General features: G+C 62.1%; 21 protein-coding genes and 1 pseudogene. 6 read left to right on the top strand and 16 right to left on the bottom strand.

The genetic code is table 11. The features are described 5' to 3' along the window. Nucleotides 1–139: 139 nt before the first annotated feature. Nucleotides 140–1,741 carry a methyl-accepting chemotaxis protein gene (locus U5A57_RS34310; RefSeq protein ID WP_321916111.1) on the top strand — a complete coding sequence of 534 codons (1,602 nt, stop codon included), beginning with the start codon at nucleotides 140–142 and terminating at the stop codon, nucleotides 1,739–1,741. On the opposite strand, the gene U5A57_RS34305 is transcribed toward U5A57_RS34310, so the two are convergent. The 4 genes from U5A57_RS34305 to U5A57_RS34290 all read right to left on the bottom strand — a co-directional run bounded on the left by U5A57_RS34305 (nucleotide 1,682) and on the right by U5A57_RS34290 (nucleotide 5,289). Then, the gene (locus U5A57_RS34305) at nucleotides 1,682–2,035 is read right to left on the bottom strand and encodes a hypothetical protein (protein ID WP_321916110.1); all 354 of its coding nucleotides are present in this window, start codon (nucleotides 2,033–2,035) and stop codon (nucleotides 1,682–1,684) included. The two genes, U5A57_RS34310 and U5A57_RS34305, sit on opposite strands and share 60 nt — an antisense overlap. Then, a complete protein-coding gene (locus tag U5A57_RS34300; RefSeq protein WP_321916109.1) occupies nucleotides 2,032–2,667 on the bottom strand; it encodes a GNAT family N-acetyltransferase in 636 nt (211 codons plus the stop codon). The genes U5A57_RS34305 and U5A57_RS34300 overlap by 4 nt, the downstream gene beginning before the upstream one ends. Further along, nucleotides 2,664–4,244, bottom strand: a complete 1,581-nt coding sequence (locus tag U5A57_RS34295) for a long-chain fatty acid--CoA ligase (protein WP_321916108.1) — start codon at nucleotides 4,242–4,244, stop codon at nucleotides 2,664–2,666. Before U5A57_RS34295 ends, U5A57_RS34300 begins: the two co-directional genes overlap by 4 nt. Nucleotides 4,245–4,356: 112 nt before the next feature. Beyond that, on the bottom strand, nucleotides 4,357–5,289 hold the full coding sequence (locus tag U5A57_RS34290) for a hypothetical protein (RefSeq protein ID WP_321916107.1): 933 nt from the start codon (nucleotides 5,287–5,289) through the stop codon (nucleotides 4,357–4,359). A 451-nt stretch (nucleotides 5,290–5,740) separates the two neighbouring features. Here U5A57_RS34290 and U5A57_RS34285 point away from each other — a divergent pair, with 451 nt between their 5' ends. Then, nucleotides 5,741–6,826, top strand: a complete 1,086-nt coding sequence (locus U5A57_RS34285; protein WP_321916106.1) for a Zn-dependent alcohol dehydrogenase — start codon at nucleotides 5,741–5,743, stop codon at nucleotides 6,824–6,826. A gap of 66 nt (nucleotides 6,827–6,892) precedes the next feature. After that, the gene (locus U5A57_RS34280) at nucleotides 6,893–8,314 is read left to right on the top strand and encodes an aldehyde dehydrogenase family protein (protein WP_321916105.1); all 1,422 of its coding nucleotides are present in this window, start codon (nucleotides 6,893–6,895) and stop codon (nucleotides 8,312–8,314) included. 586 nt (nucleotides 8,315–8,900) lie between these two features. On the opposite strand, the gene U5A57_RS34275 is transcribed toward U5A57_RS34280, so the two are convergent. The 8 genes from U5A57_RS34275 to U5A57_RS34240 form a co-directional block, all read right to left on the bottom strand. Further along, nucleotides 8,901–10,028: a porin gene (locus tag U5A57_RS34275; RefSeq protein WP_321916104.1), complete on the bottom strand. Its 1,128-nt coding sequence runs from the start codon at nucleotides 10,026–10,028 to the stop codon at nucleotides 8,901–8,903. Between the two features lie 189 nt (nucleotides 10,029–10,217). Further along, nucleotides 10,218–11,402: an NAD(P)/FAD-dependent oxidoreductase gene (locus tag U5A57_RS34270; RefSeq protein ID WP_321916103.1), complete on the bottom strand. Its 1,185-nt coding sequence runs from the start codon at nucleotides 11,400–11,402 to the stop codon at nucleotides 10,218–10,220. 8 nt (nucleotides 11,403–11,410) lie between these two features. After that, a complete protein-coding gene (locus U5A57_RS34265; RefSeq protein ID WP_321916102.1) occupies nucleotides 11,411–12,859 on the bottom strand; it encodes a coniferyl aldehyde dehydrogenase in 1,449 nt (482 codons plus the stop codon). Between the two features lie 32 nt (nucleotides 12,860–12,891). Further along, a complete protein-coding gene (locus U5A57_RS34260; RefSeq protein WP_321916101.1) occupies nucleotides 12,892–14,490 on the bottom strand; it encodes an AMP-binding protein in 1,599 nt (532 codons plus the stop codon). Nucleotides 14,491–14,542: 52 nt separating this feature from the next. Beyond that, a complete protein-coding gene (locus U5A57_RS34255) occupies nucleotides 14,543–16,141 on the bottom strand; it encodes a choline dehydrogenase (protein ID WP_321916100.1) in 1,599 nt (532 codons plus the stop codon). Nucleotides 16,142–16,176: 35 nt separating this feature from the next. Next, on the bottom strand, nucleotides 16,177–17,757 hold the full coding sequence (locus tag U5A57_RS34250; protein WP_321916099.1) for a hypothetical protein: 1,581 nt from the start codon (nucleotides 17,755–17,757) through the stop codon (nucleotides 16,177–16,179). 67 nt (nucleotides 17,758–17,824) lie between these two features. Beyond that, nucleotides 17,825–17,989, bottom strand: coding sequence for a rubredoxin (gene rd / locus U5A57_RS34245; RefSeq protein ID WP_321916098.1), 165 nt, complete (start codon nucleotides 17,987–17,989; stop codon nucleotides 17,825–17,827). 13 nt (nucleotides 17,990–18,002) lie between these two features. Further along, nucleotides 18,003–18,953: a fatty acid desaturase gene (locus tag U5A57_RS34240; protein WP_321916097.1), complete on the bottom strand. Its 951-nt coding sequence runs from the start codon at nucleotides 18,951–18,953 to the stop codon at nucleotides 18,003–18,005. A 221-nt stretch (nucleotides 18,954–19,174) separates the two neighbouring features. Between U5A57_RS34240 and U5A57_RS34235 the strand changes: the two genes are divergently transcribed. Beyond that, a complete protein-coding gene (locus U5A57_RS34235) occupies nucleotides 19,175–20,185 on the top strand; it encodes a helix-turn-helix transcriptional regulator (protein WP_321916096.1) in 1,011 nt (336 codons plus the stop codon). Nucleotides 20,186–20,283: 98 nt separating this feature from the next. Here U5A57_RS34235 and U5A57_RS34230 read toward each other — a convergent pair whose 3' ends face one another. Beyond that, nucleotides 20,284–21,744 (bottom strand): DUF1254 domain-containing protein, encoded by a 1,461-nt coding sequence (locus U5A57_RS34230; protein WP_321916095.1) that lies wholly within the window; start codon nucleotides 21,742–21,744, stop codon nucleotides 20,284–20,286. A 480-nt stretch (nucleotides 21,745–22,224) separates the two neighbouring features. Between U5A57_RS34230 and U5A57_RS34225 the strand changes: the two genes are divergently transcribed. Together U5A57_RS34225 and U5A57_RS34220 are read left to right on the top strand one after the other, a co-directional pair. Beyond that, nucleotides 22,225–23,676: a DUF1254 domain-containing protein gene (locus U5A57_RS34225; protein ID WP_321916094.1), complete on the top strand. Its 1,452-nt coding sequence runs from the start codon at nucleotides 22,225–22,227 to the stop codon at nucleotides 23,674–23,676. A 703-nt stretch (nucleotides 23,677–24,379) separates the two neighbouring features. After that, nucleotides 24,380–24,643, top strand: a pseudogene (locus U5A57_RS34220) (SET domain-containing protein-lysine N-methyltransferase); the annotation flags it as partial. A gap of 286 nt (nucleotides 24,644–24,929) precedes the next feature. Here U5A57_RS34220 and U5A57_RS34215 read toward each other — a convergent pair. The 3 genes from U5A57_RS34215 to U5A57_RS34205 form a co-directional block, all read right to left on the bottom strand. Further along, nucleotides 24,930–25,079 carry a hypothetical protein gene (locus tag U5A57_RS34215; protein WP_321916093.1) on the bottom strand — a complete coding sequence of 50 codons (150 nt, stop codon included), beginning with the start codon at nucleotides 25,077–25,079 and terminating at the stop codon, nucleotides 24,930–24,932. Then, nucleotides 25,080–25,334, bottom strand: coding sequence for a nuclear transport factor 2 family protein (locus tag U5A57_RS34210; protein WP_321916092.1), 255 nt, complete (start codon nucleotides 25,332–25,334; stop codon nucleotides 25,080–25,082). 33 nt (nucleotides 25,335–25,367) lie between these two features. Beyond that, a partial coding sequence (locus tag U5A57_RS34205; RefSeq protein ID WP_321916091.1) for an alpha/beta hydrolase occupies nucleotides 25,368–26,124 on the bottom strand: 757 nt, incomplete at its 5' end.

Below are 26,124 nucleotides of genomic sequence, written 5' to 3'. Positions count from 1 at the left end.
GGGGCAGGATGTGGGCCTCATGTTAAAAAATCTCACGCCATCGTCATTGCCTTTAGCAAGCTTGGTTTTCTGCAGCTTCTACGCCAGACATGAAGTCGCGCGAGTTTCATCTGATTGACGTAACGGGGGATTGAGAGTCATGAAAGCTGTTTATGTTGCTGGGGCCGAGATGCGTTTAAAAACCAGGCTCATTTCCTCATTTGGATCGCTGATCTTGCTGGCGTTCGTGCTCGGGACGTTAGGCGTCGTCGAAATGGGGCGCATCAACACCAATACCGAGGACATCGCAACGAACTGGATGCCTTCGATCGAAACGCTCGCTTCGATACGCGGTTCCCTGAATGAGATACGTCGTGCGGAGGCCGATCATCTGATCTCCGGCGACAACGCAGAGGACATGACAGCAGCCGAAGCACGTATCGAGAAAGCGCGCGATGTCCTGTCCGACCTGTTGACGGCCTATGCGGCCATGGTCACGCCGGGCGATGAGCAGCGGACTTTCGAGCACATGAAGGTTGATCTCGCCGCGTTCGACGGAACGAGGGAAAGCTTTTTGGAGCTGTCGCGCCAGGGCATCGCGAGGCAGCACGACGCGGTGGCCTCCTATCGCACTTCGGATCGAAAGGCATTTGCAGGGGTGCTCGGGGACGTCGAGCAACTGATCGCAATCAACAGGACAGGCGGCATTGCGGCCCACGCCGATGCACAGGAAACCTACCAACGTGCACGCGCTCTGGTTATCTGCCTCGTACTGGCAGGTGCAGCCGCAGCCGCAATCCTCGCTGCGCGCATCGTGCGCGGCATCATGCGGGAGCTCGGCGGCGAGCCCGCAATCGCGATGGCGGTGGCGCGTCACGTGGCGGCCGGAGACCTGAGTCAGAGCATTCCGTTGCAGTCCGGCGACGAAGCCAGCCTGCTGGCATCGCTCGATCACATGCAGCGCAGCCTGCGGGAAGTGGTGCGCAGCGTGCGGCAAGGCTCGGAAACGGTGGCCTCCGCCAGCGCGCAGATCGCCTCGGGCAATTCAGATCTCTCCGGGCGTACCGAGAGCCAGGCCAGCGCACTGGAGGAGACTGCCGCCTCCATGGAGGAACTGGGCGCCACGGTGCGCCAGAACGCGCACAATGCGAGCGAAGCCAACCAGCTCGCACAGGACGCGTCCACCGTCGCGGTGCAGGGCGGTCAGGTTGTAAGTCAGGTAGTGGACACAATGAAGGGCATCTCGGAGGCAAGCCGCAAAATCGCCGACATCATCAACATGATTGACGGCATCGCGTTCCAGACGAATATTCTCGCTCTCAACGCAGCGGTGGAAGCAGCACGTGCCGGCGAGCAAGGACGCGGCTTCGCAGTGGTCGCGGGTGAGGTTCGCAGTCTCGCAGGCAGGACGGCCGAAGCCGCGAAGGAAATCAAGGTGCTGATCTCCGACAGTGTCGAGCGTGTGGAGCAAGGTAGCGCGCAGGTCGATGAGGCCGGCGCGACGATGGCAGCGGTGGTAGCCAGCATCCAGCGCGTCACCACGATCATGAGCGAGATCAGTGCGGCGAGCAGCGAGCAGAGCGTCGGCGTAGTCCAGGTCGGCGAGGCTGTTTCGCAGATGGATCTCGCGACCCAGCAGAATGCCGCGCTCGTCGAGGAGATGTCGGCAGCGGCCACGGCTTTGCGTGGTCAGGCCGCCGATCTAGTCGCCGCGGTTTCGCTCTTCAGGCTCAACGCCAGGGACGCGTTGCAAACCGCCTGATCCGTGGCATCCCGCCCGGTGCTCGACGGCAATGGCAACGCCGCTCGCCATGACGATGATGGCCGCAGCAACGGCGGCGGCCAACTCGGCCTCTAAACTCGGCGACAGGTTGATCGCCAGTTCCACCACCGCGTTCTTTCTGCGGACAATCGGCCAGAACAGCTGCGCCGCGCCCGACTCTACTTCCATTCCCAATGGGTACGCCGGAGGATAGATTAAAAACGGGCGCTGCACACAAAGCGGGAACGAGAAGTAGTAGATGGTCTTCTCGCGCGACGCCATCAGATCATTCACGTACGCGGGTGACTGGTGGGGGGTGTGGATGGTGTGACGCAAGGGCGCAGGTCGAGTTCGCCATGAAACTCGCCGTACTGGTAACTCGGTGTCATGCCAGCCCGATGGGCGATGTGAAGCATCGCCGCGTTTTCGACGCTGAAATGCATCGAAAACGTGCGTGCGCCTCGAGCGCGTGCAATTTCAAGTGCGCTGCGAAAAATCGCGGTGCCGATGCCGCGCCCTCGCGACTCGCATCGGACCGACAAACCGAGTTCGGCCACAGGCGGCGGCTGGCCAGCTTCACCACTGAAGACGAGGTGCCCTACCGCAAGCAGATTCAGGTGTGTGTTGTGGGCGCCGAGCACGATGTCGCGTGCGAAATCCATCGCGTCGACATAGGCTTTGATCGTGTAGTCGCGCACGGCATCGCCGAAGCGCAGCGTGCGAGAGCTTGCGTCGAGTGAGAGCAGGTGGGCCAGCACGTCCTCGCGGAACCACTCGCCAAGCGGCGTGACGATGTAGGACTGGCGCGCAACACCGCGCACACTCGAGCGTTGAAGTTCAGTGCGCGAGCGCTCCGAGGGATTCACCGTGCCCACGCTTGAAGCGGTGTCAGTAATGACGGCAAGCTCGCTGTGAATCGGAGTCATCGCTTTTCCTGCGCAGTGTTGCCTTGACCGTTTCGCCAGGATTTGCGCAGCTCGCTCTTGAGGACCTTGCCGACACTGGACAGCGGGAGCGATCTGACGAATTCAACGCTGCGCGGACATTTGTATCCGGCAATCAGCTCGCGGCAATGAGTCTGAATGGACTCCAGCGTCGTATTCGTGCCCGGCTTGAGCACGATGACGGCATGGACGGACTCACCCCACTTCTCGTGCGGCACGCCGATCACTGCCACCTGGGCGACCGCAGGATGGCTTCCCAAGGCATTCTCGACCTCGACCGAGTAGACATTTTCACCGCCGCTGATGATCATGTCCTTGAGACGGTCCACGAGATAGACGAACCCGTCCTCGTCCATGTAACCGCCGTCGCCGGTATGCATCCAGCCATTGCGTATCGCACTTGCCGTGGCTTCCGGGCGATTCCAGTACCCGAGCATCACGTTCGGACCGCGCACCGTGACCTCGCCAACGACGCCACGCGTCACTTCGCGATCGTCGACGTCGACGATCCTGAGTTCCACCGTCGGCACGGGCGTGCCCACCGACCGGATCTTGCCGCTCGCGACTCCCGCCTCCGAGTGATGCTCCGGCATCAGCACCGTCGCGAGCGGCGCAAGCTCGGTCATGCCATAGCCCTGCATCAGCTGGACACTGGTAAAGGCCTTGCGCGTGCGCGCGAGCAGTGTCTGCGACATGGGAGACGCTCCATAGATCAGCCCTACCAGCGACGAAAGGTCGAGTTGCGCCCCAAGCTCCGAATGGCGCTCGAGCCAGTCGAGGCACATCTGGATCATGGTGGGTGCAAGCATCGCGTTCGTCACGCGCGCCTGCGAGATGGTTTCCAGCGTGCGACCTGGATCGAACGACGGCGCGACGACATGTGTGCCACCCGTCATGAATAGCGCCACGGTTACGGCAAAGTCCGCCAGATGGAACATCGGCATCACGTGGAGATAACTTGCGTCCTTCCCGAATGCGCCGTTGATCAGCGTATTGACAGCTCCGGAAACGAGATTCGCGTGACTAAGCATGACCCCTTTGGGAAAACCAGTCGTGCCGCCTGTATAAAAAATCCCGGCAAGGTCGTCACCGTGCCGGTATGCATCCTCAACCGCCTCAGCCTGTTCGATCAGCACCTCGTAGGACATCATGCCCTCAGGCAGAGCCCCGTCACCGGCGTAGACCAGACGGAATTCCACCTTCGACGCCGCTGCCACCTTGAACGCAATGTCCTTGAATGTGTCATCAACGATCAGGACAGCGGTGCCCGAGTCATCCAGCGAGTACGCGATCTCGGCCACACTCCAGCGGGTATTCACTGGATTGAGGACGGCACCGCACCAGGGCACCGCCATGGAATACTCCAGGTAGCGCTGAGAGTTGAGCGAAAGGAGCGCCACCCGATCACCCATCTTCACGCCAAGCTGAAGTAGCGCGCCTGCGAGCCTCGCGACACGCTCGCCGAACTCGGCGAAAGTCAGGCTGCGGCCGAGATAGCGCACGGCGATTTCATTCGGCCGCTGTTGGAGGGAACGCTGCAAGCCTTGTGTCAAATACATTGAATTGTCTCCTCGCGCGCGTCTTTTCCGCGACTCTTATGGATAATCGGGTCATCCTTAGCCGCGACCCACTTCGAATTTCAGCTTCCCCAGTCGGGGCACTTGCAAAACCTCACAAGTCGCCGGCGAGTCGCTGCACCCAGGCTTGCAGCAACGACCACAGAATCTCCCGCGTGCTTGCGAAATTGTGCATGTGTGCCATGCAGGAGATCACATTGAGAGAGACATCGCGGCTCGTCGTATAAGAAGCAGGATCCGCATGCGGATTCAAACTAACGTCTCGTTCGCCAAACGCCAGGAAGACCGGTTGCGCTATCCGCGCAGCGTCTTCTCCAAGAACGTTTGGAATACGAAATCGTATCGCCTCACCCGGGCGTGTCTTGCTCCCAAACGCCGGTGTCACCTGCCGGATCGGATAGCCGCCCGCGAAATCGACGCGGACGACTTCTTCAGGCTCGTCGTCCCAGTGGAATCCAAAGCGATACTGATCCTGCGTGGGCATTTGCTCGGCGAAGACAAATCCGTCTTTTGCTGGAATCGCGATTCGCGGCACGCTGTATCCGAGCACTGCGATGGCATCGAAGGTCCGGCACCGCCCTTGCATAGCGATCACGAATGCGCCTCCCATTGACTGACCGGCCCCGACGCAAAGCGGTTTCACGACGCGCGGAAAGCCGGGTGCCACGTCTGCGCTCGCAAGCCGCTTCAACACGGCTTGCACAGTCTCGTGGTTGGCCTGCACGACCTGTTCGATCCGCAACGCCTCAGGGTTGGTCACAACGCTCTCCCCGACCCCGAGATGATCCACCGCGACGAAAATGCAGCCCTTCTGGCAGTGGTACTCGGCCTGACTATAGTGGCTGTGCCCTGGCATATGCAGGTCGAAATATCCACGCGAGTAACCGCTGCCTGGAAAGGCAAACATCACGACCGGCCGCGCCGGCAACAGGCTTACGTCAGGCAGGAAAATCGTGACCGCGATACTCGCGATACCTTCTTGCCCCACAACGGCCCCAATCTCCAGTCTCTCTTCTATCTTTTTCATATCGAGACGTCCGTTTCAATGTGAGAGTCGTCAGTTCGGCTATCGACTCGAGAATACGATGATCTGCCAGGCTCAATCGACCCATGCGCCGCAGGCGCCGGGTGCACGGGTGCCTTGCAACGCGGCTTGTGCACGCTGGACGCAACGCCTGGTACCGTCGCCAAAGTGCTCTGGAAAGCGGGCCCGGATCGACGCAGTGCGTCGGAGCATCGTATTGCCCTCCACGCGCGCCCCCTCCCCCCCATAGCAGGGAGGCAAGAGCGGTTCGTCTTGCCTGTGTCCTGCCCCCCGTGGCGAGTAGGTTCTACAGAAGAGGCGATTTGATAACGTGAACGCGGAACATGTGCTGAACAAGCATGCCGCGGGGTGCCTCCAACCCACGCTTACGACGGATGCCGGCGACTTCATCCGTCTCCGCATTGCTCCGACCAATAATATTCAGGAGACTTCAATGAAGGCAGCAGTCTTTCACAGTCCGGGAGAGCCGTTGACGATCGAAGACGTGTCGATCAGCAAGCCGGGGCCGCACGAAGTGCTGATCCGTACGCGCGCCGTCGGCGTCTGCCATTCCGATCTGCACTTTGTCGACGGTATCTATCCCTTCGCCGTGCCGGCCGTGCTCGGGCACGAAGCTGCCGGCGTCGTCGAGCAGGTCGGTTCGGAAGTCCGAACCGTCAAACCCGGCGATCACGTCGTGACCTGCCTCTCCGCGTATTGTGGCCATTGCGAGCATTGTGTGACCGGCGTCCTTTCGCTGTGCGTATCACCCGACACGAGGCGCAAGGACGGCGATGAGTCGCGTCTGTCCTACCGCCAGAAGCCGATCCCGCAATTCGCGAACCTCTCAGCATTTGCCGAGCAGATGCTCGTTCACGAGCATGCGTGCGTAGCGATCCGCCGCGATATGCCGTTCGATCGCGCGGCGCTGATCGGCTGCGGCGTCACCACCGGCACCGGCGCTGTATTCAACACAGCGCGCGTTTCGCCCGGAGAAACGGTGGCTGTCATCGGTTGCGGCGGTATCGGGCTGGCAGCGGTCAACGGGGCCGCGCTAGCCGGCGCCGGCCGGATCATCGCCATCGACATGCTCAATAGCAAGCTCGCACTGGCGCGCGAATTCGGCGCCACGGACACCATCAACGCGAAAGACGCCGATGCGGTCAAGGCTGTTTGCGAGATGACCCACGGTGGCGTGCATCACGCCTTCGAGTGCATTGGCCTCAAGACGACCGTCGAGCAGGCCTACGCGATGCTGCGCCGCGGGGGTTCGGCGACCGTAATCGGCATGGTCAAGCCCGGCGAGAAAATTGAAATCGACCCGTATCAGTTGCTGCAAGGCCGCCGCGTCCAGGGCTCGCCGATGGGTCACAATCGCTTCCCTGTGGACATGCCGCGACTCGTGGACTTCTACCTGTCGGGCAAGCTGCATCTCGACCAGATGATCTCGCGCCGCCTCAGGCTCGACCAGATCAACGAGGCGTTCGACGAACTCCGCCGCGGCGAACTGGCACGCTCGGTCATCGTCTTCGACGAATAACACCAATAGTCCGCAACGTTCCGTCGCAACACGCGGCGCGCGGACATCCCCGGAGAACAATCTCTCATGCATCAACTCGATCAGTTTTACATCGGCGGCCAGTGGGTCGCACCCGCCGTGGGCGGCTCGACGATCGACATCGTCAACCCCGCGACCGAGTCGGTCATCGGCAAGCTCACAATGGGTAGCACGGCAGACGTCGACCGCGCGGTAGCCGCGGCACGGGCCGCGTTCCCCGCGTGGTCGGCCACCACCCGCAAAGAGCGAGAGGCGCTACTCACGCGCATCATCGAACACTATTCGACCCGGCTCGACGATATCGCCAACGCCATCCACGAGAGCATCGGCGCACCACTGTGGCTATGCAAGGCCCGTCAGGCGCCGCTCGGACTGCAGATTCTGCAGTCCGCGCTCGCGGCCCTCCAAAAGATGGAATTCGTCGAGCAGCTCGGTTCGGCCGAAGTGACTCGCGAGCCGATCGGCGTGGCCGCCCTCATCACCCCCTGGAACTGGCCGGCAGGAACGATCGCGGGCAAGGTCGGCTACGCTCTCGCGGCCGGCTGCACTGTCGTGCTGAAACCATCGGAAGTCACGCCGCTCGACGCGCGCATCTTCGCCGAAATCATTCATGAAGCCGGCACACCGGCTGGCGCGTTCAACATGATCTTCGGCGAGGGGCCCGTCGTGGGCGCCGCGCTGTCCCGGCACGACGACGTGGATGTGATTTCGATTACCGGTTCCACACGCGCAGGCGTACAGGTCGCTACCGATGCCGCGCCGACAGTCAAGCGCGTACTCCAGGAGCTCGGGGGCAAGTCGCCGAACGTGATTCTCGAAGACGCCGACCTGAAAGCCGCCGTATCCGATGGCGTGATCAATGTGATGATCAATTCCGGACAGACGTGCGTCGCGCCGACCCGCATGCTGGTGCCGCGCACGTTGATGGACCAGGCGGTGGCCATCGCGGCAGCGACGGCGGCAGCGCTACCGATCGGCGATCCCGCGTCGCCCGACAGCAAGGTGGGTGCGATGGCCAGCCGGGCTCAGTTCGAGAAAGTGCAGCGCATGATCGAAATCGGCATTGAGGATGGGACACAACTGGTGGCCGGCGGCCCTGGTCTGCCCGAGGGTGTCAACAAGGGCTACTTCGTTCGCCCGACCATCTTCGCCAACGTGAGCAACGATGCGACCATCGCACGCGAAGAGATCTTCGGCCCGGTGCTGGTCATGATCCCATACGACTCCGAGGAAGAAGCCATCGCTATCGCCAACGATACCGAATATGGCTTGGCCGCGTACGTCTGGTCAGGCGACACGGACCGGGCGCGCCGCGTGGCGCAACGCCTGCGTGCGGGTTCGGTGCGCATCAACGGCGCCGCGGCGAATCCAGCCGCACCGTTCGGCGGCTACAGGCGGTCGGGCAACGGCCGCGAGTTGGGCGTCCATGGCCTCGCCGAATATCTCGAGTACAAGAGCATCACGATCTAGCCGCGCTGCGAGAGGAGCGTAGCCGACGCACGCTCCATTGCCCCCGGATATCGATTGTTTATTGCGTGGCTCGTAGATCAATGTCCGCGTGCCGGCAGACAAGCGTGCGACACGGGCGGCCACGCTCCCGTTCGGCCCCGTGAGCAACAGCACGAGAAACCGAACACTGTCAGATTGAGTCCAGGCTATCACACTGTACGGGACGGGTGAGTCATTCGAACGTCGCCGACAGCCCGAGAGCGAGTGGCCCTTCGTGGCCGAATGTACTCGTTCACAGAAGTCACCCGAAAGCTGCCTTCGAAGATTGCAATGTCCGGTCAGTGGAGACTCGTCGAACTGGTACTCTCGGCCAGTAAGAGCCGTTCATGCGGCTCGAAACCCAGACGCTCAGGCGGCTGCTCTTCCGGAAAAAGCGGCCGTTCGGCGTGCGGAGCGCACACGTGCCTCGTCAGCACTCCGTGCGCCGTTCGCCAGTCGAAGTGGATATCCACAAGATGGCGGCCCACTCACGCACAATAACGCACATGCTCTCTCGCGAACGCGGACCCCACATGCATCGGGTCCGCGTCCATCCAACCACCTGCGATCAGAAGCGGTGCCGCAAACCCGCCATGACCGCCGTCGTGCCGATACCCGGTGCGACGGGCGCACCATACTCCAGCCCCTGGTTCATCGTGCCGCGGTTGTCGACGTAGCCGACGTTCGCATAGACCAGCGTGGACTTCGAGAGGCTATAGCTCGCGTTCATCGCGTACGCGATCGAGCGGTTCGACGAGTGGTTCATGTCCTTGAGGTAATACACACCGGACGACACCGAGAACGCCGGAGTGAACTGATACCCGAGGCCGCCCGAATAGAGATTGAGATTTCCAGCCGCCGTATTCGAAGGATTGCGCCCATTCGCCAGCGCGCCGCTGATCGTAAAGCCCTTGATCGTATAGAGCGCGCTCAGCGACATGAACCGGTTGTTGGCGAGCCCGGAAAGTACCGTGGTCGCGCCCGGATTCGTGTCATGGCCCTCGTAGTAGATTGCCGCAACCTTGAGTCCGTAGTTGCTGTACTGAAGCACCGCCGATTCGCGTGTGTTGCCCTGAATGCTGCCTGCCACGCCGCCGGGCGCATATTCGAGCGTCGCCTTGAACCCTGCGAACGTCGGCGAAGCATAGACAATCGCGTTGCTTTCGTACACGGAGCCGATCGAGCCGTTGCTGCTCGCACCCACCCAGCCCGTGGCCGAGTTCAGGCCGAGGAGCGCCGTGAGGATGCTGCCGAAGTATTGGGCATGTTGTGCATCGGTATCGGCCAGCGCAAGGATCATCGGGGCGTACTGCCGACCGATTTTCACCGAGCCGAAGCCGCCCGAAATGCCCAAGTTCGCGGCCATATTGAAGATCGACGTCGTTGGTGCGCTGGTATCGCCGATGCCGAACTTGCCGGTGCCGCTGTCGAAACTCCCCTGCAACTGGAACGTCGCCTGGTAGCCGCCGCCCAGATCCTCCACGCCGCGCATACCCCAAAGGCTCGTATAGATGCCGCCGTCCTTGTAGCGCACGACACCCCCCTGATTCTTTGCCAGCGTGCTATAGGAAGCGGCCGACGAGGTCTGCCACAACACGCCGGCATCCACGGTGCCGTACAGTGTGACGGACGACTGTGCCTGAACCGCGCCCGCAATCGCGGCCAGCGTGATGCCCAAGGCGATCTTCTGCCTCATAACGTCTCCTCTTTTGATGAATAGTCTTTCTCGTTTTCAATCTGATTCGAGCTGCAATTTCATACAGGCCCGATCATTTGATTTGTTATCCTTACTACTAAACAAGAACACCCAGCTAACTCTGCGCTCCTTAACCGTTCCTGCCCGTGCGGCTCGACTTCCATCGAGACCGTCACACGCGCGATCGGATCAAGGCGACATCGATTTCACCATTTCCATGCGGCGCCCCACGCTTTCGCCGAGCAAGGCGAACCCTCGCTGCTTGCCTGCCCCATCGACGAAACGCCACGCCGAGGCGCTCGATTCACCGAGCGATTGCCATGCGCCTTCGCTGCCCGGTCGCGGAGACACGACCACCGTGGGCACGGAAGGCGTCTTGATCAACACCGGCATGACAGGAAAAGTCACTGCGGTGGACTCACCGGCAAGCGTCGCGCCGAGTGCTCTCGCAGCGTGCATGATCGGCATCACGTACGGCAGCGTGCGATTGCCGGCCGCGCCATACTGTGCGAGGTCGCCGAGCGCATAGACATCGGGCGCAGACGTTCGCAGATGGTCGTCGACCAGCACGCCGCGCTCGCAGCGAATGCCGGCGGCTTGCGGCAGCGCGATGTCTGCCCTCAGGCCCACCGCGCTCAGCACCAGGTCGGCCGTATGCGCCTCGCCCGTAGAGAGGGTGGCGCACAGTGCTCCCCCGGCCTTTTGCTCGACCTTCGCAAGTGTCGCGCCGAGATCCCATCGCACGCCCCGCTGCGCAAGCGCGTTCTGCACGAGTCTCGACGCGGCCTCCGGCAGGATGGAAGCAAGTGGACGCCGTGCGGGGTCGACGATCCGCACTTCATGCCCCGCGGCGAGCAGATCCTCGGCGAACTCGCAACCGATAAGGCCCGCGCCCAGAATCAAGACCCGCTTCGCCGTCGAGCCGAGCAGCGCATGGAACCGGCGGTAGTCGTCGAGGTTGTTGACCGAAACGATCTGGTCTTCGTCGCCGGCGACGGGCACCCGGGTCGGTTGCGCACCCGTGGCGAGCACGAGGCAGCTATAGGGCAGCGTGAGTACGCCCGCTTCATGCGTCTGGACCTGCACCGACCTGCCGGTTGTATCGATCGACGTCACCCGCGACCGCGCGACGAGCCTCACGTTGAGCGTGGCCGCCAGGTCCACGCCCGGCGTCGTCACGAGATCCGCGGGAGCGCGCTTTTGCGCGAGCGCGTTCGAGATTGCCGGTTTCGAATAGAAGTCGGCATCATCGAGGCTAATCAGTGTGACCTCCGTCACAGCGTCGCGCTTTCTGAACTCGCGTATCGTGCCCCAGCCCGCCGCGCCTGCACCGATCACCGTGATCGCGCCTTGCTGCCCACTCATTTCGTCCATTGCCCCACTTACCCCTTCAACTTGATCAGCAGTTTGATCAGCTTCAGTGCCTTGCCGTGATACGGCGGCTGAAGCAGCATCTGAATGCCCGACATCGGTCCCTGGCGGAAGACCGGTCGCAGCTTCGAGAACGTAGTGAAGCCCTCGCGCGAGTGGTAGTGACCCATCCCGCTGGGGCCGACGCCGCCAAACGGCAGGTCGTGCTGCACGATGTGCAGCATCGCTTCGTTCACGGACACGCCGCCCGACATCACGTGCGAGATATAAAAGCGTTGCAGTTGCTTGTCGCGCGTGAACGGATACAGCGCGAGCGGCCGGTCGTGCGCGTTGATGTAGCGCGCAACTTCTGTCTTGTCGCGGTACGTGCGGATCGGCAGGATCGGCCCGAAGATTTCGCGCTGCGACACGATCATGTCAGCGGTCGGGTTGAGCACGAGGTGCGGCGCAAATTTACGTACGCTCCGGTCCGGCCGCTGTCCTTGCGCCAGATTCACGAGCGTCGCGCCCTTGTTGCGGGCGTCTTCAAGCGTGTGCTGAAGGCGCTCGTACGAGCGCTCATCGATAATCGACGTGAAGTCATTCGCATTGATGTCAGGGAAGCGTTCCGCGAAGAGCCGCTTGCAATGCCCGACGAACTCCGTCACGCCTTCTTCGGGCAGGAACACGTAATCGACGTTCGAGCAGATCTGGCCCGCGTTGAACATCTTCGCCCACATGATGCGTTCCGCGGCCGTCTTCACGGGAAAGTCGGGACCGACGATCGCCGGCGCCTTGCCGCCGAGTTCGAGCGTGACCGGCGTGAGATTGCGTGCTGCATTGGCCATCACCGCACGGCCCGTCGCGCCCGACCCGGTGAACAGCAGATGGTCGAACGGAATCGACGAGAACGCGGGTCCACGACCGCCGCCGTCGTCGAAGAACTTCAGCTTCGTCTCGGGAAAATAGCGCGGGCTCACGCGCATGAGCAGGTCCGCGAGATGCTGCGAATTCTCGGACATTTTCACCATCGCGCGATTGCCCGCCGCGAAGATGGCCGTGAGCGGCGAGAACGTCAGGTTGATCGGGAAATTCCACGGCACGATCACGCCGACAACGCCGAGCGGCTGCGGAATCAGCGTGTTCGACGCGCCCGGATACAGCAGCACGTCGACCTGACGTCGTTGCGGTTTCATCCACTTCTTCAGGTGCTTCGAAGTTGACTTGATCCCTTCGAGCACGACGAAGATCTCGCCGAACAATGTCTCGAACTCGGAACGGTTGCCATAGTCACGGCTGATTGCCTCGACGATTGCCTGCTGGTTGTCCTTGATGAGCCGGCCGAGGGACGCGAGGTCGGCGAGCCGCTCGCGATAGTCCGGCTCGGGATTCTGAAGATGGGCCTCGCGCTGCGCATCGTGGCAGGCAGTGAAGTCAGCGGGAATGGCCGGCGCGTCCGCGTGCATCATCGGTGCATTCATTATTTTCCTCTCGCAGGTTGGAGATCACGGTGTTACGCGCGCAGTTCCCTGCGCAGCACCTTGCCGACGGTCGACTTCGGCAGGGCGTCGACGAAAACAATCTGTTTCGGCACCTTGTATGCCGTGAGCTGTTCGCGGCACCACGCAATCAATGCGTCGGCCTCGAGCGTCGAACCCGGCGCGCGCACCACGTAGACGCTGACCGCCTCGCCCGTGCGCTCGTCTTTCACGCCGACGCATGCGCATTCCTGCACGCCTGCGCACGCGCTCACCACGGACTCGATTTCGTTCGGAAACACGTTGAAGCCCGACACGATGATCATGTCTTTCTTGCGGTCCACGATCTTCAGGAAGCCGCGTTCGTCGAGCAGGCCGATATCGCCGGTGCGGAAATAGCCGTCCGCCGTGAAGGCCACCAGGTTGGCCTCAGGCTTGCGCCAGTAGCCGCGCATGACCTGCGGACCCTTCACGCAGATTTCGCCTGTCTCGCCCTTGGCAGCCTCGGCGTAGTCGTCCTTGAGGATCTTGATGCGCGTGCCGGGCAAAGGCCGGCCCGTCGTGCCGTTAAAGCTGTCCACATCGGGCGGATTGAAGCTCACGATAGGGCTCGTTTCCGACAAACCGTAGCCTTCCCGGATGAACACCCCGGTCAACGCCTTCCACTTCGCAGACGTCGCTTCCATGATGGCCGAGCCGCCGCCGCCCGCCATGCGCAGCGAAGAGAAGTCGACTTCACCGATGCGCGGATGCGCAACGAGGCCCGTGAACAGCGTGTTTACCCCTGTAAAAACCGAGCAGCGCGAAGTCTTCAGCACGTCAATGAGCGCATTCACGTCGCGGGGATTCGGCACGAGCCAGTTGTGACCGCCGAGCGAGAAGTAGGTGATGAAATTCACCATCAACGCGAAGATGTGATACAGCGGAATCGCCGTCACGACGCGTTCTTCGCCTTCACGGCGGTTGTCCGGGATGATCGACTTGAATTGCTCGACATTGGCGAGCAGGTTGCGATGCGAGAGCGAGGCGCCCTTCGCCACACCCGTCGTGCCGCCCGTGTACTGAAGGAAGATCAGGTCGTCGCGATCGATCTCGGCTGGCTTGAACGGCAAGCTTTGGCCGATCTCGATGGCGGACTCGAACGCGACCGCGCGCGCCATCGGCGAGCTGGGTTCGACGCCGGGCGTCGCGCCCGGCGCACCGACCGTGATGACGTTGCGCAGCGCGGTGCGGCTCGCGACCTGCACGACCGTTGCCGCCACGCCGCCGAATGCGACAATCGTCGTCGCCAGGGCGTCGTTGAGTTGATGTTCGAGTTCACGCGCCGTGTACAGCGGATTCACGTTGACCTGCACAGCGCCCACGCGCGCGATTGCGATCATGGCGACCGGAAACGCGAGCAGGTTGGGCAACATCATGGCCACGCGGTCGCCCGCTCCGACTTTCAGCTCCGATTGCAGATACGCGGCAAACGCGCGCGACTGCGCATCGACGTCGCGATAGGTCAGTGTTTGCCCGAGACACGTGAACGCGGGCTTGTCCGCGTAACGTTCCATGGCGTGCTCGAACAGCGCCACGAGATTCGGCCAGCGGTCCGGGTCGATGACGTAGGTGGGCTCGGGTTGATTGCTCATGATGCTAAGCCAGTTTCAATTGCGTTCTTCAAATCGCAGGCGACCACGACGACTACGCCGTCGCCCGCATGAGATCCACCGCGCGCTCGGCGATCGCGATGATCGGCGCGTTGGTGTTGCCACCGATCAGCGTCGGCATGATGGAGGCATCCACGACGCGCAGGTTCGCGACGCCGCGCACGCGTAGTTGCGGATCAACCACGGCCATATCGTCGACGCCCATCTTGCAGGTGCCCACCGGGTGATAGACGGTATCGACGCGCTCGCGCAGCACGCGTCGAATGTCGTCGTCGGTGCGCACGTCGGCCGTGAACAGATCCCCGCTGCGCAAACGGGCCAGCGGCTGCGCGTCCATCAAACGGCGCGTCATCTTGAACCCGGCGACGAGCCGTTCGAGATCGTCATCGTGCGAAAGGAACGCCGGGTCGATCCGCGGTGCCGAACGCGGATCGTTGCCGGCGAGCGTCACGGTGCCGCGGCTTTGCGGGCGCAGCAGGCACACGTGGCACGAATAGCCATGCGCAAGATGCAGCTTGCGCGCATGATCCTCGACGAGGCTCACGACAAAGTGAAGCTGAATATCCGGTGCCGCGAGCGACGCATCCGTCTTCAGGAAGGCGCCACCTTCGGCGAAGTTGCTGCTGAGCATGCCCTGACGTGTGCGCAGATAGCGCGCCGTCTCGCGCACCATGCGCAGCGTGCCGCCGGCGGAGAAGCCCACGAGGTCGAGGCTCTTTGCCCGATACCCGAAAATGAAGTCGGGGTGGTCCTGCAGATTCGCGCCCACGCCGGGCAACTCGTGCAGCACCCGTACGCCGTGCTGGCGCAGATGCTCCGCCGGACCCACGCCCGACAGCATGAGCAGTTGCGGCGACTGGAAGGCGCCCGCGCACAACACGACTTCCTTGCGCGCGTTGACGGTGAAGGTCTCGCCGTCGCGCACGTACTCGACGCCGGTCGCCCGCTTGCCCGAAAACACGATTCGGTTGACCTGCGCGCCATCGAGCACGTCCAGATTACTGCGCTTGCCCATGTGCGGATGCAGATAACCGCGCGCTGCACTCCAGCGCTCGCCGTTCTTCTGCGTCACCTGGTAAATGCCGACGCCCTCCTGCTGCTCGCCATTGAAATCGGCGGTCAGCGGAAAACCGGCTTCGCGCGCCGCATCGAGATAGATCTGCTGGAACGGATTGCCGCTTCGCAGGTCGCTCACATGCAGCGGCCCGTCGTTGCCGTGCAGGGCGCCGCGAATGTTCGCGTTGTTCTCGCTGCGAATGAAATACGGCAGCAGGTCCTCGTACGACCAGCCATGATTTCCGAGCGCGGCCCAATGATCGTAGTCCGAACGATGTCCGCGGATGTAGACCATCGCGTTGATGGCCGAGGAGCCGCCGAGACAACGTCCGCGCGGCTGATAGCCCTTTCTGCCATTCAGCCCGACCTGCGGAACGGTCTCGAAGCCATAGTTGTTCACCTTGGTCGGCAGCATCGCGACGACCCCTGCCGGCGTGCGTACAACGGCGCTGTCGCCGCGGCCGCCCGCCTCCAGCACGAGGACGCTCGTGCGCGCGTCCTCGCTCAACCGCCCGGCGATCACGCTGCCCGCCGAGCCCCCGCCAATCACCACATAGTCGAACTCGCGATGCGTCATAGCCGTTCCCCTCGATGTGCCCAGTTCAGGCGCAATTAGTTGGCGGCAAGCATGCCGGTGAGTTTCGACGTATCGACCGGGCACCCGAGCGCTTCGAACTTCGCCTTCTCGCGCATGTTGATGACGCGCGGCAGATAGTCGCCCATGGCTTCGGCTTCGGTGCCCGGCTTCTTGACGGCAAACCAGCTTTGTTTGAACGAAGGATTGATCATCGTGTGGCGGTTGATGAAGATCGCCCACTCCGACGAACCGCTCACGAGGCCGTCGCCGTTGCCGAAGTCCATCCATTCCACGCCGCACTGCTCGGTGGCGTTCGTCGGACGATCTTCTGGACGCGTGACCACGATGAAATAGTGCCCGGCCTTGTCGAGCGTGCGCTGCACCTGTTCGTCGTAGAGGCAATCGGTCGTCGTGGCAGCGGCCAGCGATCCGCCCGTGCAGAACGAGACGTAGCGAACCTGCGCGTCGGCGTCGTTGTTCGTTTCGCCGTTGTACGTCTTCGGCGTGGTCGGCAAACGCCCCGTCACGACGTAGACCTTGCCGAAATTGCGGCTCAGGAACGTGTAACCGTAGCGCGTGGCCTTGTTGCTCCACCAGCCACCCAGCAGTTCCGGATCCTTCGGCGCGAGCGCGGGCACGAAGGCGTCGAGCACGACCTGCTTGCGATTGAAGAAGGCCTGCAGCGGACGCACGGTCGCGTCCGACGCGCCCGGGTTCTCCGAATCGACCCAGGGCAGATGGGTCAGCACCTCCCACGCGATCGGATTGACGTTGTGCGGCAGTTGCTTGCCGCGCATCGGCGTGTCGGTGGCGGCGCAGGCGGCGTCTTCGTTCAGGACCGAACCATCGGCCATCTGAAGCTGGATGCCCGGCAGCGGCACCGCGCCCGCGTAATCGACGCTGTTGTCGGGCACAAAGTTGCGCATCCAGAGGAACACTTCCTCACCGGCATCCGCATTCGTGTAGAGCGTGTTGGCCGCACGTTGCCCGGGCGCCGGACCGCTCACGATATAGACCGTGTAATTGCGCGCAGCGACGTTACGCGGCACGCCGGGGCGGAACGGATTGGACGAGCCCGCATCCGGATTGATGTCGATGTCGCTCAGCGAGTCCTGCGGCTGGCCCTTCGCGTTGTACGTGTTGAAGTTCCAGTGACGCATGTGCGGATACTGGCCTTTGATCACGAGCTTCGCGCCGGGCGGCAGTTTGAACGCGGTAGGCACGTAGGTCGTGGCGGTATCCGGGAACTGGTTTTCGAAATGAAACGAGTTCTGGTCGTTGGTGTACACACCGCTGCGCGCGCGCGGGCCCGGCCAGAAGCAGGTATGCAGGCTCAGGTCGTGCTTCGTGTTGGCCGCCGTATGAATGTCGAGCGCACGCGCATTCGGCATCTCGGGCAGGATCCACTGGCGGCCTGCGCTGTCCACGGCGTAACCCACGGGCGTGGGTTTCGCGCTGCCGTCCGCCACGCCCGAATCGAGTTCGTAACGCGTGAATTCCGGGCGCGGTGTGGCCGGATCGTCGTGCTTGAGCTTCGACGACGCCCAGAAGACGACCAACCCGCCAGCCGCTGCAATCAGGATCAGCAGGCCAATGACTACCTTTGCGATTCTCATTCGATGTCTCCGATTTTTTGGGCCGGATCTCAGTCCGTTCGCCTTATGAACTGCTGACTACGTAGTCTCAGTCTTCAATCAGGAAGTAATCCGACTTTGCGGCGCCGCACTCGGGGCAACTCCAGTCGTCGGGAATATCTTCGAAGCGCGTGCCCGGCGCAATGCCGGAATCCGGATCGCCTTTCGCTTCGTCGTACACATGGGCGCAATAGGAACAGCGGTATTTCTTCACGTGAAGCCTCGAATCAATGCGTGCCGGCCGCGGTCGTGCCGCCGGGGTGGAACGTTGGGATAAGGTCGAAGCCGTGCTGGATGCGCAGATCGCGCGCACGCAGTTCAGGCTCCATCAATTCCCATACGGCGCGGTGGTTGTACGACGGTGTCGTCGGCCACAGATGGTGGATCAGGTGATAGTTGTGCCACTGCATCAGCGGTTCGAGCACGCGCTCGCGGCCAAGGCGCATGGTCGTGCCGGCAGTCAGGTTGTTGCTCGTCGATGCGGCCGTCGTGATGTGCACGAGCTTGCCGTTCTCGTCGCCGTCGAGGTGCGGCAGCCAAAGGAACGTGAATGCGATGAGACCGAGCGTGATGCGCGACGGAATCAGCCACAGCATCAGCACTTCGCGAGCGTGGCCGAAATAGCAGAGCGCGGCCACGATGGCAATGGTCGCGATTACATACGGCATGGTCTGGCGCAGCGTTTTCTTCGCACGCGGATCGCCGCTGCGCAGGTTGTACCAGGCGTAGTACAGGTCGAAGGTCATCCAGCGCAGCCAGATGTTCCACCATGGGCCGTGCACGTAATGATCCGGGTCCTGCGGATCGTTCGTGAAGCGGTGATGGATCATGTGCGAGTAGCGGAACACTTCGAGCGAGACGTGCGGCACGACGAGCACGAGACCGATGCGGCCGATCCATTCGTTCAGCGTGAGATTCGACGACGCGGCGCGATGCAGCGCGTCGTGCGCCACATGGAACACCGGCCACATCGTGGCTACGTTCAGCAGCATGCCGGCCCACATCGGAATCCAGCCTTTGAAGGCCGCCACATCGACGGCAACGGTGCCGACCACGATGTAGAGCATGAGCCACAACGTCGGCCACGCGAGCGCAGGCGGATTCGTCAGGCGGTAGAGTTCGGCCTTTTTTTCCGCGGGAATCTTGATGGGGTTTTTGGACGAGGCATTAGACGACATGGTCTGCCTCCGTCGAAAGCGTGGCGCTCGGGTATTGCATGGTGTCTCCGACTTTGTTTTTGCTTTACCGCGCCGCGAATCGGGCGAGGTCAACTGTCGGCCATTCTCACGGGACACCCCGCACAGGCACAGGGTTGTACGTGCCATAAATTTATCCTAAGATGCCAAAATTAATGGTGGGTGGGGACAAGATGAGCACGGCTGGGAGGGGAAATCGCAGGGTGGCGGCCCGTGACATGCCGGCGGGCTGGTTCGAACCGGCGATACACACGTCCTATTTCCACATCTTCGCGAGGCTGCTCGAAGAGCGCGACCTCCCCAGTCCGCGGCCGCCGGCGGGACTCGCGCGGCTTCTCCCGATCATCGACTTTTTGCCTTCGTTCGACGCGATCCTCGCGGCAACGCGTCCACTCTCCGGTGTTGAAGTCGGTATGGCGATCCCGGGCGGCGCGCACGGTCCGATGGGCATGGCCGCGATCTCGAGCCCGACGATCCGGGACGCGATGGAGGCCGTCGTGCGCTACGTGCCGATGCGCAACGGTCTCTTCAACTATCGTTTCGCCGAAGACGACCGGCTGGTCACGATCCAGATGACCCCGCGCCTCGACCTGCGCGCCTATGAACGCTTTCTGCAGTACGCGACGGCGGTCGCGATCCTGAACATCCTTCGGGCGATTTCCGAACCGCTCACATTGAGCGAGGGGTTCATCGGCTTTCCGTGGCACGCCCCCGCCGATCTGGGAAGCGTCCACAACGTCATGTCGCCGTGCTTCCGCTTTGGCGAGGCAGCGTTCAGCGTCGGCTTTACGGCCAACGCGGCGCGCAAGCCCTCACCGACCGCCGACGTCGATCTGTATCGCCTGATGACAATGGCGGGTGAAGAAGAGCTGACGAGAATATCCGGCAACGTGGGCGCGCGTATCCGCAAACTGCTCAATGCCCAGGCGCCGCAGTGGCCCACGCTCGAGGAAGTCGCCTCGCAACTCGCGGTATCGAAACGCACGCTCGCCCGCCGCCTGAGCGCCGAGAATCTCGCTTACCAGGACCTGATCGACGAAGTGCGCAGCGAACTGGCGTGCTGGTACCTGCGGCAAACGTCTTTACCGATCGGTGAGATCGTGGAACGCACGGGCTTCAGCGAGATGTCGAATTTCAGCCGCGGATTCAAACGGCTGCATGGCATCAGTCCGCGCGAGTATCGCAACCGGTATCGGTCGAACCCGGCGGATTGACGCTTTAGTGCTCGTGACGCGGGCGCACACGCGCGCCCGGCCCCGGCGACGATTGGCTGCACGCGATCAACGACAGCGCGGCCACGCCCGCGCATCTGTCACTTCACGCGTTCGAAGTCGCCTGGCTTCCAGCTGCCGTTGAGCGCGGCTTCGGCCGGTGCATAGAGCCGCAGGATCGCAAAGAAGCCCTTCCCTGGCGCCGTGGCCAGCCAGTTGCCATCCTCACCTTGGGGCGCCTCCGGTCCGACGTAAAGCGTCGTGCTGCCGTCCGCGTTTTCCTTCGGATGATTGAGCTTGCCTAGCGACGGGAATGGCTGACCGTTCTGGAGGCCCGATGCATTCGAGGCGTCGTACAACGTCACCGACCAGAAGAGCTCCGCCGGGATATTCGCGGGCAGCGTGACCCTGTAGCTCTGCGTCCCCACCAGCGGCTGGCCCGATTCATCGTTGAACGCGATCATGTAGAAGGCGCCTTTACCCGCTGTCATCGACACCATGCCGGGACTGATGGAGTAGTAGTCCGTGAAGAACCAGATGCGCGCATCGAGGTCGCGATGGCCGCCGCTGTTCGAAGAGAAACTGAGGTCATTGACGGCGTTAGGCCAGCGCGCGGAAACGTTGTTGACCGGATTCACCCATTGCCGGTCTTCGAAGACACGAAGTTCACTGCCTGCCTGCAACCCGATCACACGACTCGTCTTGTAGCCCGTTTTCGCGGCATCGTCGAGAATCTTCGTCGTGTTGGCGTCGGGCTCGAACGGCTTGTCCTTCACGATGCCAATGCCGGCAAGCATGCCCAACCAGTCCGGATCGGCGAGGCTGCCGCCTTCGGTATCCACCAGATACTTGAGATCACGGAACGCGGTGGCGTCACTGCGCGGCAGCATGTCGTGCGGCACGCCCGAAGCGTCGACGAATTTCATCTTCTCCGCGCTGTCCTTCTTGCCAAGCGGATACAGCACGGATTGCTTGAGGAGATCCGACGCGGGGCCGATGTTGTCGAGCGACTGATAGAACGAGCGCAGGAAAATGAAGATGTTGTTCGTCCCGGAGCGATATACGTAGTAGTCCGAAGGTACGTCGCCCATGTAGCCCGGCGGAAGAATCAGGAATTTGCCGCCCGCGCCACCGTCCGGTCCCGGCAGGCCGAGGTCGCCGGCGTAGGCAATGCCATTGACCGTCGGCCCGGGTACCGGGCGTTGCCACATGTCGAGCAGGATGCCTTGCAGCTTTGGCGGCGCATCGAAAACCAGCGGCCCCGTGTCGGCGAGATTGACGAACAGCATGCCGTAGATCAGGTCGGAATTTGGCGTCGTGATCAGCGTCTTTGCGTCGAGACGCTTTTCCCAGATCGCCATGACGTTGTAGCCGGTGCCGTATGCGTCGGCGAAGCCGTCGCGCATGCCCATCGTGTTGAGCAAGGGCATGGCCCAGAGGTAAGTCTGGGTGGCGCGCTGAAACAGTAACTCGTCCTTGAGCGAGCTCGCCGTCTCGGCGGTTGGCCGTCCTTCGACGAATGCGCTGTTCGCGAGGGCATCGAATCGACTCGTTTGTGCCATGGTGTGGCCTCCGAAAGTTGACGCAACAGACAACGCGAACAGCGTCGCTCGATTTGCGTTGCTATTCGACGTCGTTGTTCCCGACCCGGTCAATTGATGCGTGCGGCCGACGGCCGAATCCTGCTTTCGACACGCAGACGAGTGTCGTCTGGCAGTGTTACCGAGGTTTGAAACGGACGCGATAGGGAGTTGGGGCAATTCAGTTGCCCGATCATGCAGGATCTGCCCCTTTCGTCCATGGCGGCACGATCGATAACGTTGCATTGCCTTCAAGGGCAATCCAGTTGCCCTTAACCCCTATGGATCGTCACTGGCCTCTACGTGCAAAGTAGGCTCGATTTCCTGCCCCTGCCTTCGGCTCCTTCCGGGAACAAAGGTCGAGCGGCGCCGCACGCAATGGAGTGCTCCGCCAAGGACTTAACTGGCAACTTCACCGGCGAAGGAAGTCATCCCTGAACACGCTCGTTGAAAGAGGTTACAGTGAGATCGCTTTCATCCATCTTTACGTTCAGCGCCCTTCCTGGCAGCCCGGCAAGCCGTGTCGCCCAGGAAATTGTCGACACGCGCATCGGCAAACTCGCCTTTGAGAGCGGTTATCCGTCACAGGAGACAGTGCAGAAGCTCTACGATGAAATGGATTTCCAGCGCGCCTGCCAGGCGTATCTCTGGGGCATTCCGGCGGTCGGCATGGAGCAATGGCGATCGGCCCATCGCGACGTGTTCAAGGCGCAAAACGGCCAGATGCTCTCGTATCTCGACTTCAAGGAAAAACTCGGCATTCTCACGCCAAATTACACAACACCCTATATCGCCACGCTGATCGATCTGCAGGAGAGCGGGCCATTGGTCGTGGAACTTCCGCGGGGCCTGATGGCGGGCATGATCATGGACGCGTGGCAGCGTGTTCTCGCGGATCTTGGCGTAGTCGGCCCGGACCAGGGCCAGGGTGGCAAGTATCTGATCCTGCCGCCCGGTCACTCGACGGTAGACCCTGAAGGCTACTATGTCGTCCAGTCTGCGGGCAGGACGGTATTCGCCGGCGTGAGACTTCTGGGCGCTGACAAGGAAAAGGAAATCCGCGAGATCGTTCCCGGCATTAAGACCTACCAGTGGTCACCCAGTGGCGCAGGGCCGGCCATGGCCGTGCGTCCAGCCGGCGACGAAGTGTGGAGTCAAATGCCCCCGCATGGCATGGCCTATTGGGAGAGCCTGAACAACGTGATTCAGAGCGAGCCCGTCATGGAGAGAGATCGCCTGATCCTGCCGCAGCTCCGCTTCCTTGGAATCGAAAAGGGCAAGCCATTCAATCCGGATGCGCGCCAGAAGAAAATCCTCGAAGACGCTGCGGTCGTAGGCGAAGCAATGGCCAAGGCGAACACTTCCGACAAGCGGGTAGAGCCCGACTTCTGGCCTGGTACGCACTGGAAGCACGCGCTTGTCGTCTCTGTGGATCAACGTGCGGCGGACTGCGACCAGTTCGACGAGCGGGCAGCCTGGTTCTACGAAGCAGTGGCCGTTTCAAAAGGAATGCTGACGCAGACACCCGGCGTCGGGCAACGTTACATTGCCTCGTACAGCGATCGCGACGGCAACTGGCTGAGTGGCGGCAATACCTACAAGTTGCACGTTCCGCCTGATCCTCCAGTCGAGCAATTCTGGTCGGTGACCGCATACGACGAGGGCACGCGGCAAATGGTCGTTGCCGCGCAGGGACGGCCCGATCTGTCTTCACGCAAGGAAGACATCGTCAAAAACGCGGATGGCTCCATCGACGTCTATTTTGGCCCGACGGCGCCCCCCGGGAAGGAAGCGAACTGGATACAGACCGTACCGGACAAGGGCTGGTTCGCCTACTTCCGCTTTTACGCGCCGACGCAAGCGTTCTTCGACAAGTCCTGGGGCCTACCGGACTTCGAGAAACTCAAAGGGTGAACGAGGTACGCGAATGTGGTGACTCGCGCGAGCCGGCAGCGCTGTGCTGCCGGTTGCTTCCGTTCGCGTGGAGGACCGTGAGCCACCGCAAGGGGTAGATTTCGTGCGATGCTGTGGGGCAGCGGTCGGCCAAATGCTTCGGGCAACACCTCTTCCGTTCACGAATCATCGGTGTTCGAAGGAATGACCGGAATAGCTTTGAAACGAGTCGTTGGTAGCAAGATGCATCGGAGGACCGCTCTGGGTCGATATGACCCATTCGCTCCTTGTACGCCATGTTCCGCCATGCTCGCTCCCCCACCATCCGAGGTACCCTACATCGGACAACCGAGCAGCAGAAGGCCGAGCACACAAAGGGCTGCGCCAAGAAGGATCGAGGCCAGGATAGCGAAGGGAAGCGGAAGCATATTTGTTGTGGCAATGCATGCATAGCTCAATGATATGCGCATTGGCTTTGCCCCACTGTCAACGATTGTCAGAAGCGCCATGCCAAGGCGTCATGATTGCGCCGAAGATTGCACGGTTGCGCGCACAACAAACGCCGTGATCGTCCGGATAGACTTCCACACCAAACGCTGAGAACCCGCGCAAGTTGACGGCTTCCCTGGCAATCGGACTCGCCGCCCGTTCAGGCTTGCACATGTTCGGAACCCCACGCCGCTCACAAGGCGTGCGCCGCGCCATCATGCGAGATCCGGATCAGGGCCGGGTGATTGATGGGAGCCGCGGCGGCAACAGCGCGCGCTTCCTGAACCATGCATGCACACCGAACTGCGAAGCAATCGAAGCCGGCGATCGGGTTTTTATTCATACAGTCGCCGCCATCCGGGCCGGGGACGAACTCTTCATCGACTGCGGCCTCGTAATCGATGGCGATGTCACCGCGGATATCCGGAATATGTACGCATGTCACTGCGGCGCCGCCGCCTGCCGTCAGTCGATGATCGGGATGACATCGACTTCGTGAACGAGCGGCTGAACGTCTCAGGGCACCCGCGAGTGTTCGCCCTGCACTTTCCCCCCGGCCTGACACGCTATCAGACTGCCGACGAACGCTGATGCCGGCGTTGAACCGGCCTTCATGCATACACGGAAGATGGCGCCCCCTGCGCCCCTTCTCTGGGCGGCCAGGAGGCCTTTCAATGATTACCACTACGCGGCTACGCGGCAGACAAGCGACCCGGGAGTCCGGCGATCGGGAATGCCAGCTCCAAGGACCGCAGCGACAAAGCGGCCTTTCATCAATGTCGTCATCAGACGGCACGGGTCATCGCGAACGCGTCTGCTGCCCTTACCGTATCCAGTGCCTCCCGCAACAGCGCGATCTTGCCGTCACGCGCCGCGAGCCGCCCCGCGTACATCTGCCGATAGATTTTTCCCGTCGACGGCACGAGCGCTTCCACTTAATATTCGGCGAAGACCTGCTCCGGCGTTTCGATCAGAAAACGCACGTTTTTAAATTCGAAATCCGGTACTTTCGCGAGCAGTGAAGCGATAAAACCTTCAATCGCTTCCGGTCCCTGCGCACGGCCGTCGATGCCGAGCGACTTCAGATACGGCAGTTCCAGCACGCCGTCGTCGGCGAATAATGCGGCTGCCGCGTGCGGGTCGCGAATCGACTCAAGGTAAGCGGCAAGCAGTTGTCTGGCGTTGTTCATGATTGGCTCTCGATATCCGTGTTAGTGGATGCGTTATTGCAGGTGCGTCTTCAATGCCGTCGCCATCTGCTGCATGGCGGCGCGTGTCGGGGCGTCGGCGGCGAGCACGTTGAGCAGGCCGAAGTCGTGAATCGTGCCTCTGTACTGGGTCGTCGTCACGTCGTTGCCCGCCTGGTCGAGCCGATGTCCGTAGGCTTCGCCTTCGTCGCGCAGCACGTCGAACTGCGCTGTCTGGATCAGCGCGGGCGGCAAGCCCTTCAACTCGTCGAGCGTGGCGCGCAGCGGCGATGCGTAGCGTTGGTTGCGCTCGCCTGCGTCGGTCGCGTCGGTGATGTAGGCATTCCAGAACCACTTCATCATGTCGCGGCTCAGGAAGTAACCGTTTTCGAAAGCGTCGTAGGAGGCGTTGTCGAATGCGTGGTCCGTCACCGGCCACATGAGGCCCTGGAAGCGGATCGCCGGGCCATTACGGTCCTTCGCCATCTGGCTGACGACCGCGGCCATGTTGCCGCCCACGCTGTTGCCCACCACCGCGAGCCGCGCGCCATCGACGCCGATTTCCTCGCCATGCGCGGCGACCCACTTCGTTGCGGCGTAGGCCTGGTTGATCGCGACCGGATAGCGTGCTTCGGGCGAAGGCGTGTATTCGACGAACACGGCCGCCGCGCCCGACTGCACCACGAGGTCACGCACGAGGCGTTCATGCGTCGGATAGTCGCCGAGAATCCATCCACCGCCGTGGAAGAACATGAACACCGGCAACACGCCGCGCGCATGCTGCGGCCTGACC

Source organism: Paraburkholderia sp. J11-2 (genome assembly GCF_905220185.1).
In the GTDB taxonomy this organism is placed as follows: Bacteria; Pseudomonadota; Gammaproteobacteria; order Burkholderiales; family Burkholderiaceae; genus Paraburkholderia.
The sequence above is the reverse complement of the archived record's forward strand: the minus strand, read 5'-3'. Positions and strand labels throughout refer to the sequence as shown.

What these genes read in the sequence shown, in the direction of transcription:
- U5A57_RS34250 (WP_321916099.1), bottom strand. Translation starts at nt 17,757, where the DNA reads ATGAGAATCGCAAAGGTAGTCATTGGCCTGCTGATCCTGATTGCAGCG.
- U5A57_RS34255 (WP_321916100.1), bottom strand. Translation starts at nt 16,141, where the DNA reads ATGACGCATCGCGAGTTCGACTATGTGGTGATTGGCGGGGGCTCGGCG.
- U5A57_RS34275 (WP_321916104.1), bottom strand. Translation starts at nt 10,028, where the DNA reads ATGAGGCAGAAGATCGCCTTGGGCATCACGCTGGCCGCGATTGCGGGC.
- U5A57_RS34260 (WP_321916101.1), bottom strand. Translation starts at nt 14,490, where the DNA reads ATGAGCAATCAACCCGAGCCCACCTACGTCATCGACCCGGACCGCTGG.
- U5A57_RS34300 (WP_321916109.1), bottom strand. Translation starts at nt 2,667, where the DNA reads ATGACTCCGATTCACAGCGAGCTTGCCGTCATTACTGACACCGCTTCA.
- U5A57_RS34270 (WP_321916103.1), bottom strand. Translation starts at nt 11,402, where the DNA reads ATGGACGAAATGAGTGGGCAGCAAGGCGCGATCACGGTGATCGGTGCA.
- U5A57_RS34290 (WP_321916107.1), bottom strand. Translation starts at nt 5,289, where the DNA reads ATGAAAAAGATAGAAGAGAGACTGGAGATTGGGGCCGTTGTGGGGCAA.
- U5A57_RS34295 (WP_321916108.1), bottom strand. Translation starts at nt 4,244, where the DNA reads ATGTATTTGACACAAGGCTTGCAGCGTTCCCTCCAACAGCGGCCGAAT.
- U5A57_RS34210 (WP_321916092.1), bottom strand. Translation starts at nt 25,334, where the DNA reads ATGAACAACGCCAGACAACTGCTTGCCGCTTACCTTGAGTCGATTCGC.
- U5A57_RS34285 (WP_321916106.1), top strand. Translation starts at nt 5,741, where the DNA reads ATGAAGGCAGCAGTCTTTCACAGTCCGGGAGAGCCGTTGACGATCGAA.
- U5A57_RS34265 (WP_321916102.1), bottom strand. Translation starts at nt 12,859, where the DNA reads ATGAATGCACCGATGATGCACGCGGACGCGCCGGCCATTCCCGCTGAC.
- U5A57_RS34240 (WP_321916097.1), bottom strand. Translation starts at nt 18,953, where the DNA reads ATGTCGTCTAATGCCTCGTCCAAAAACCCCATCAAGATTCCCGCGGAA.
- U5A57_RS34310 (WP_321916111.1), top strand. Translation starts at nt 140, where the DNA reads ATGAAAGCTGTTTATGTTGCTGGGGCCGAGATGCGTTTAAAAACCAGG.
- U5A57_RS34280 (WP_321916105.1), top strand. Translation starts at nt 6,893, where the DNA reads ATGCATCAACTCGATCAGTTTTACATCGGCGGCCAGTGGGTCGCACCC.
- U5A57_RS34230 (WP_321916095.1), bottom strand. Translation starts at nt 21,744, where the DNA reads ATGGCACAAACGAGTCGATTCGATGCCCTCGCGAACAGCGCATTCGTC.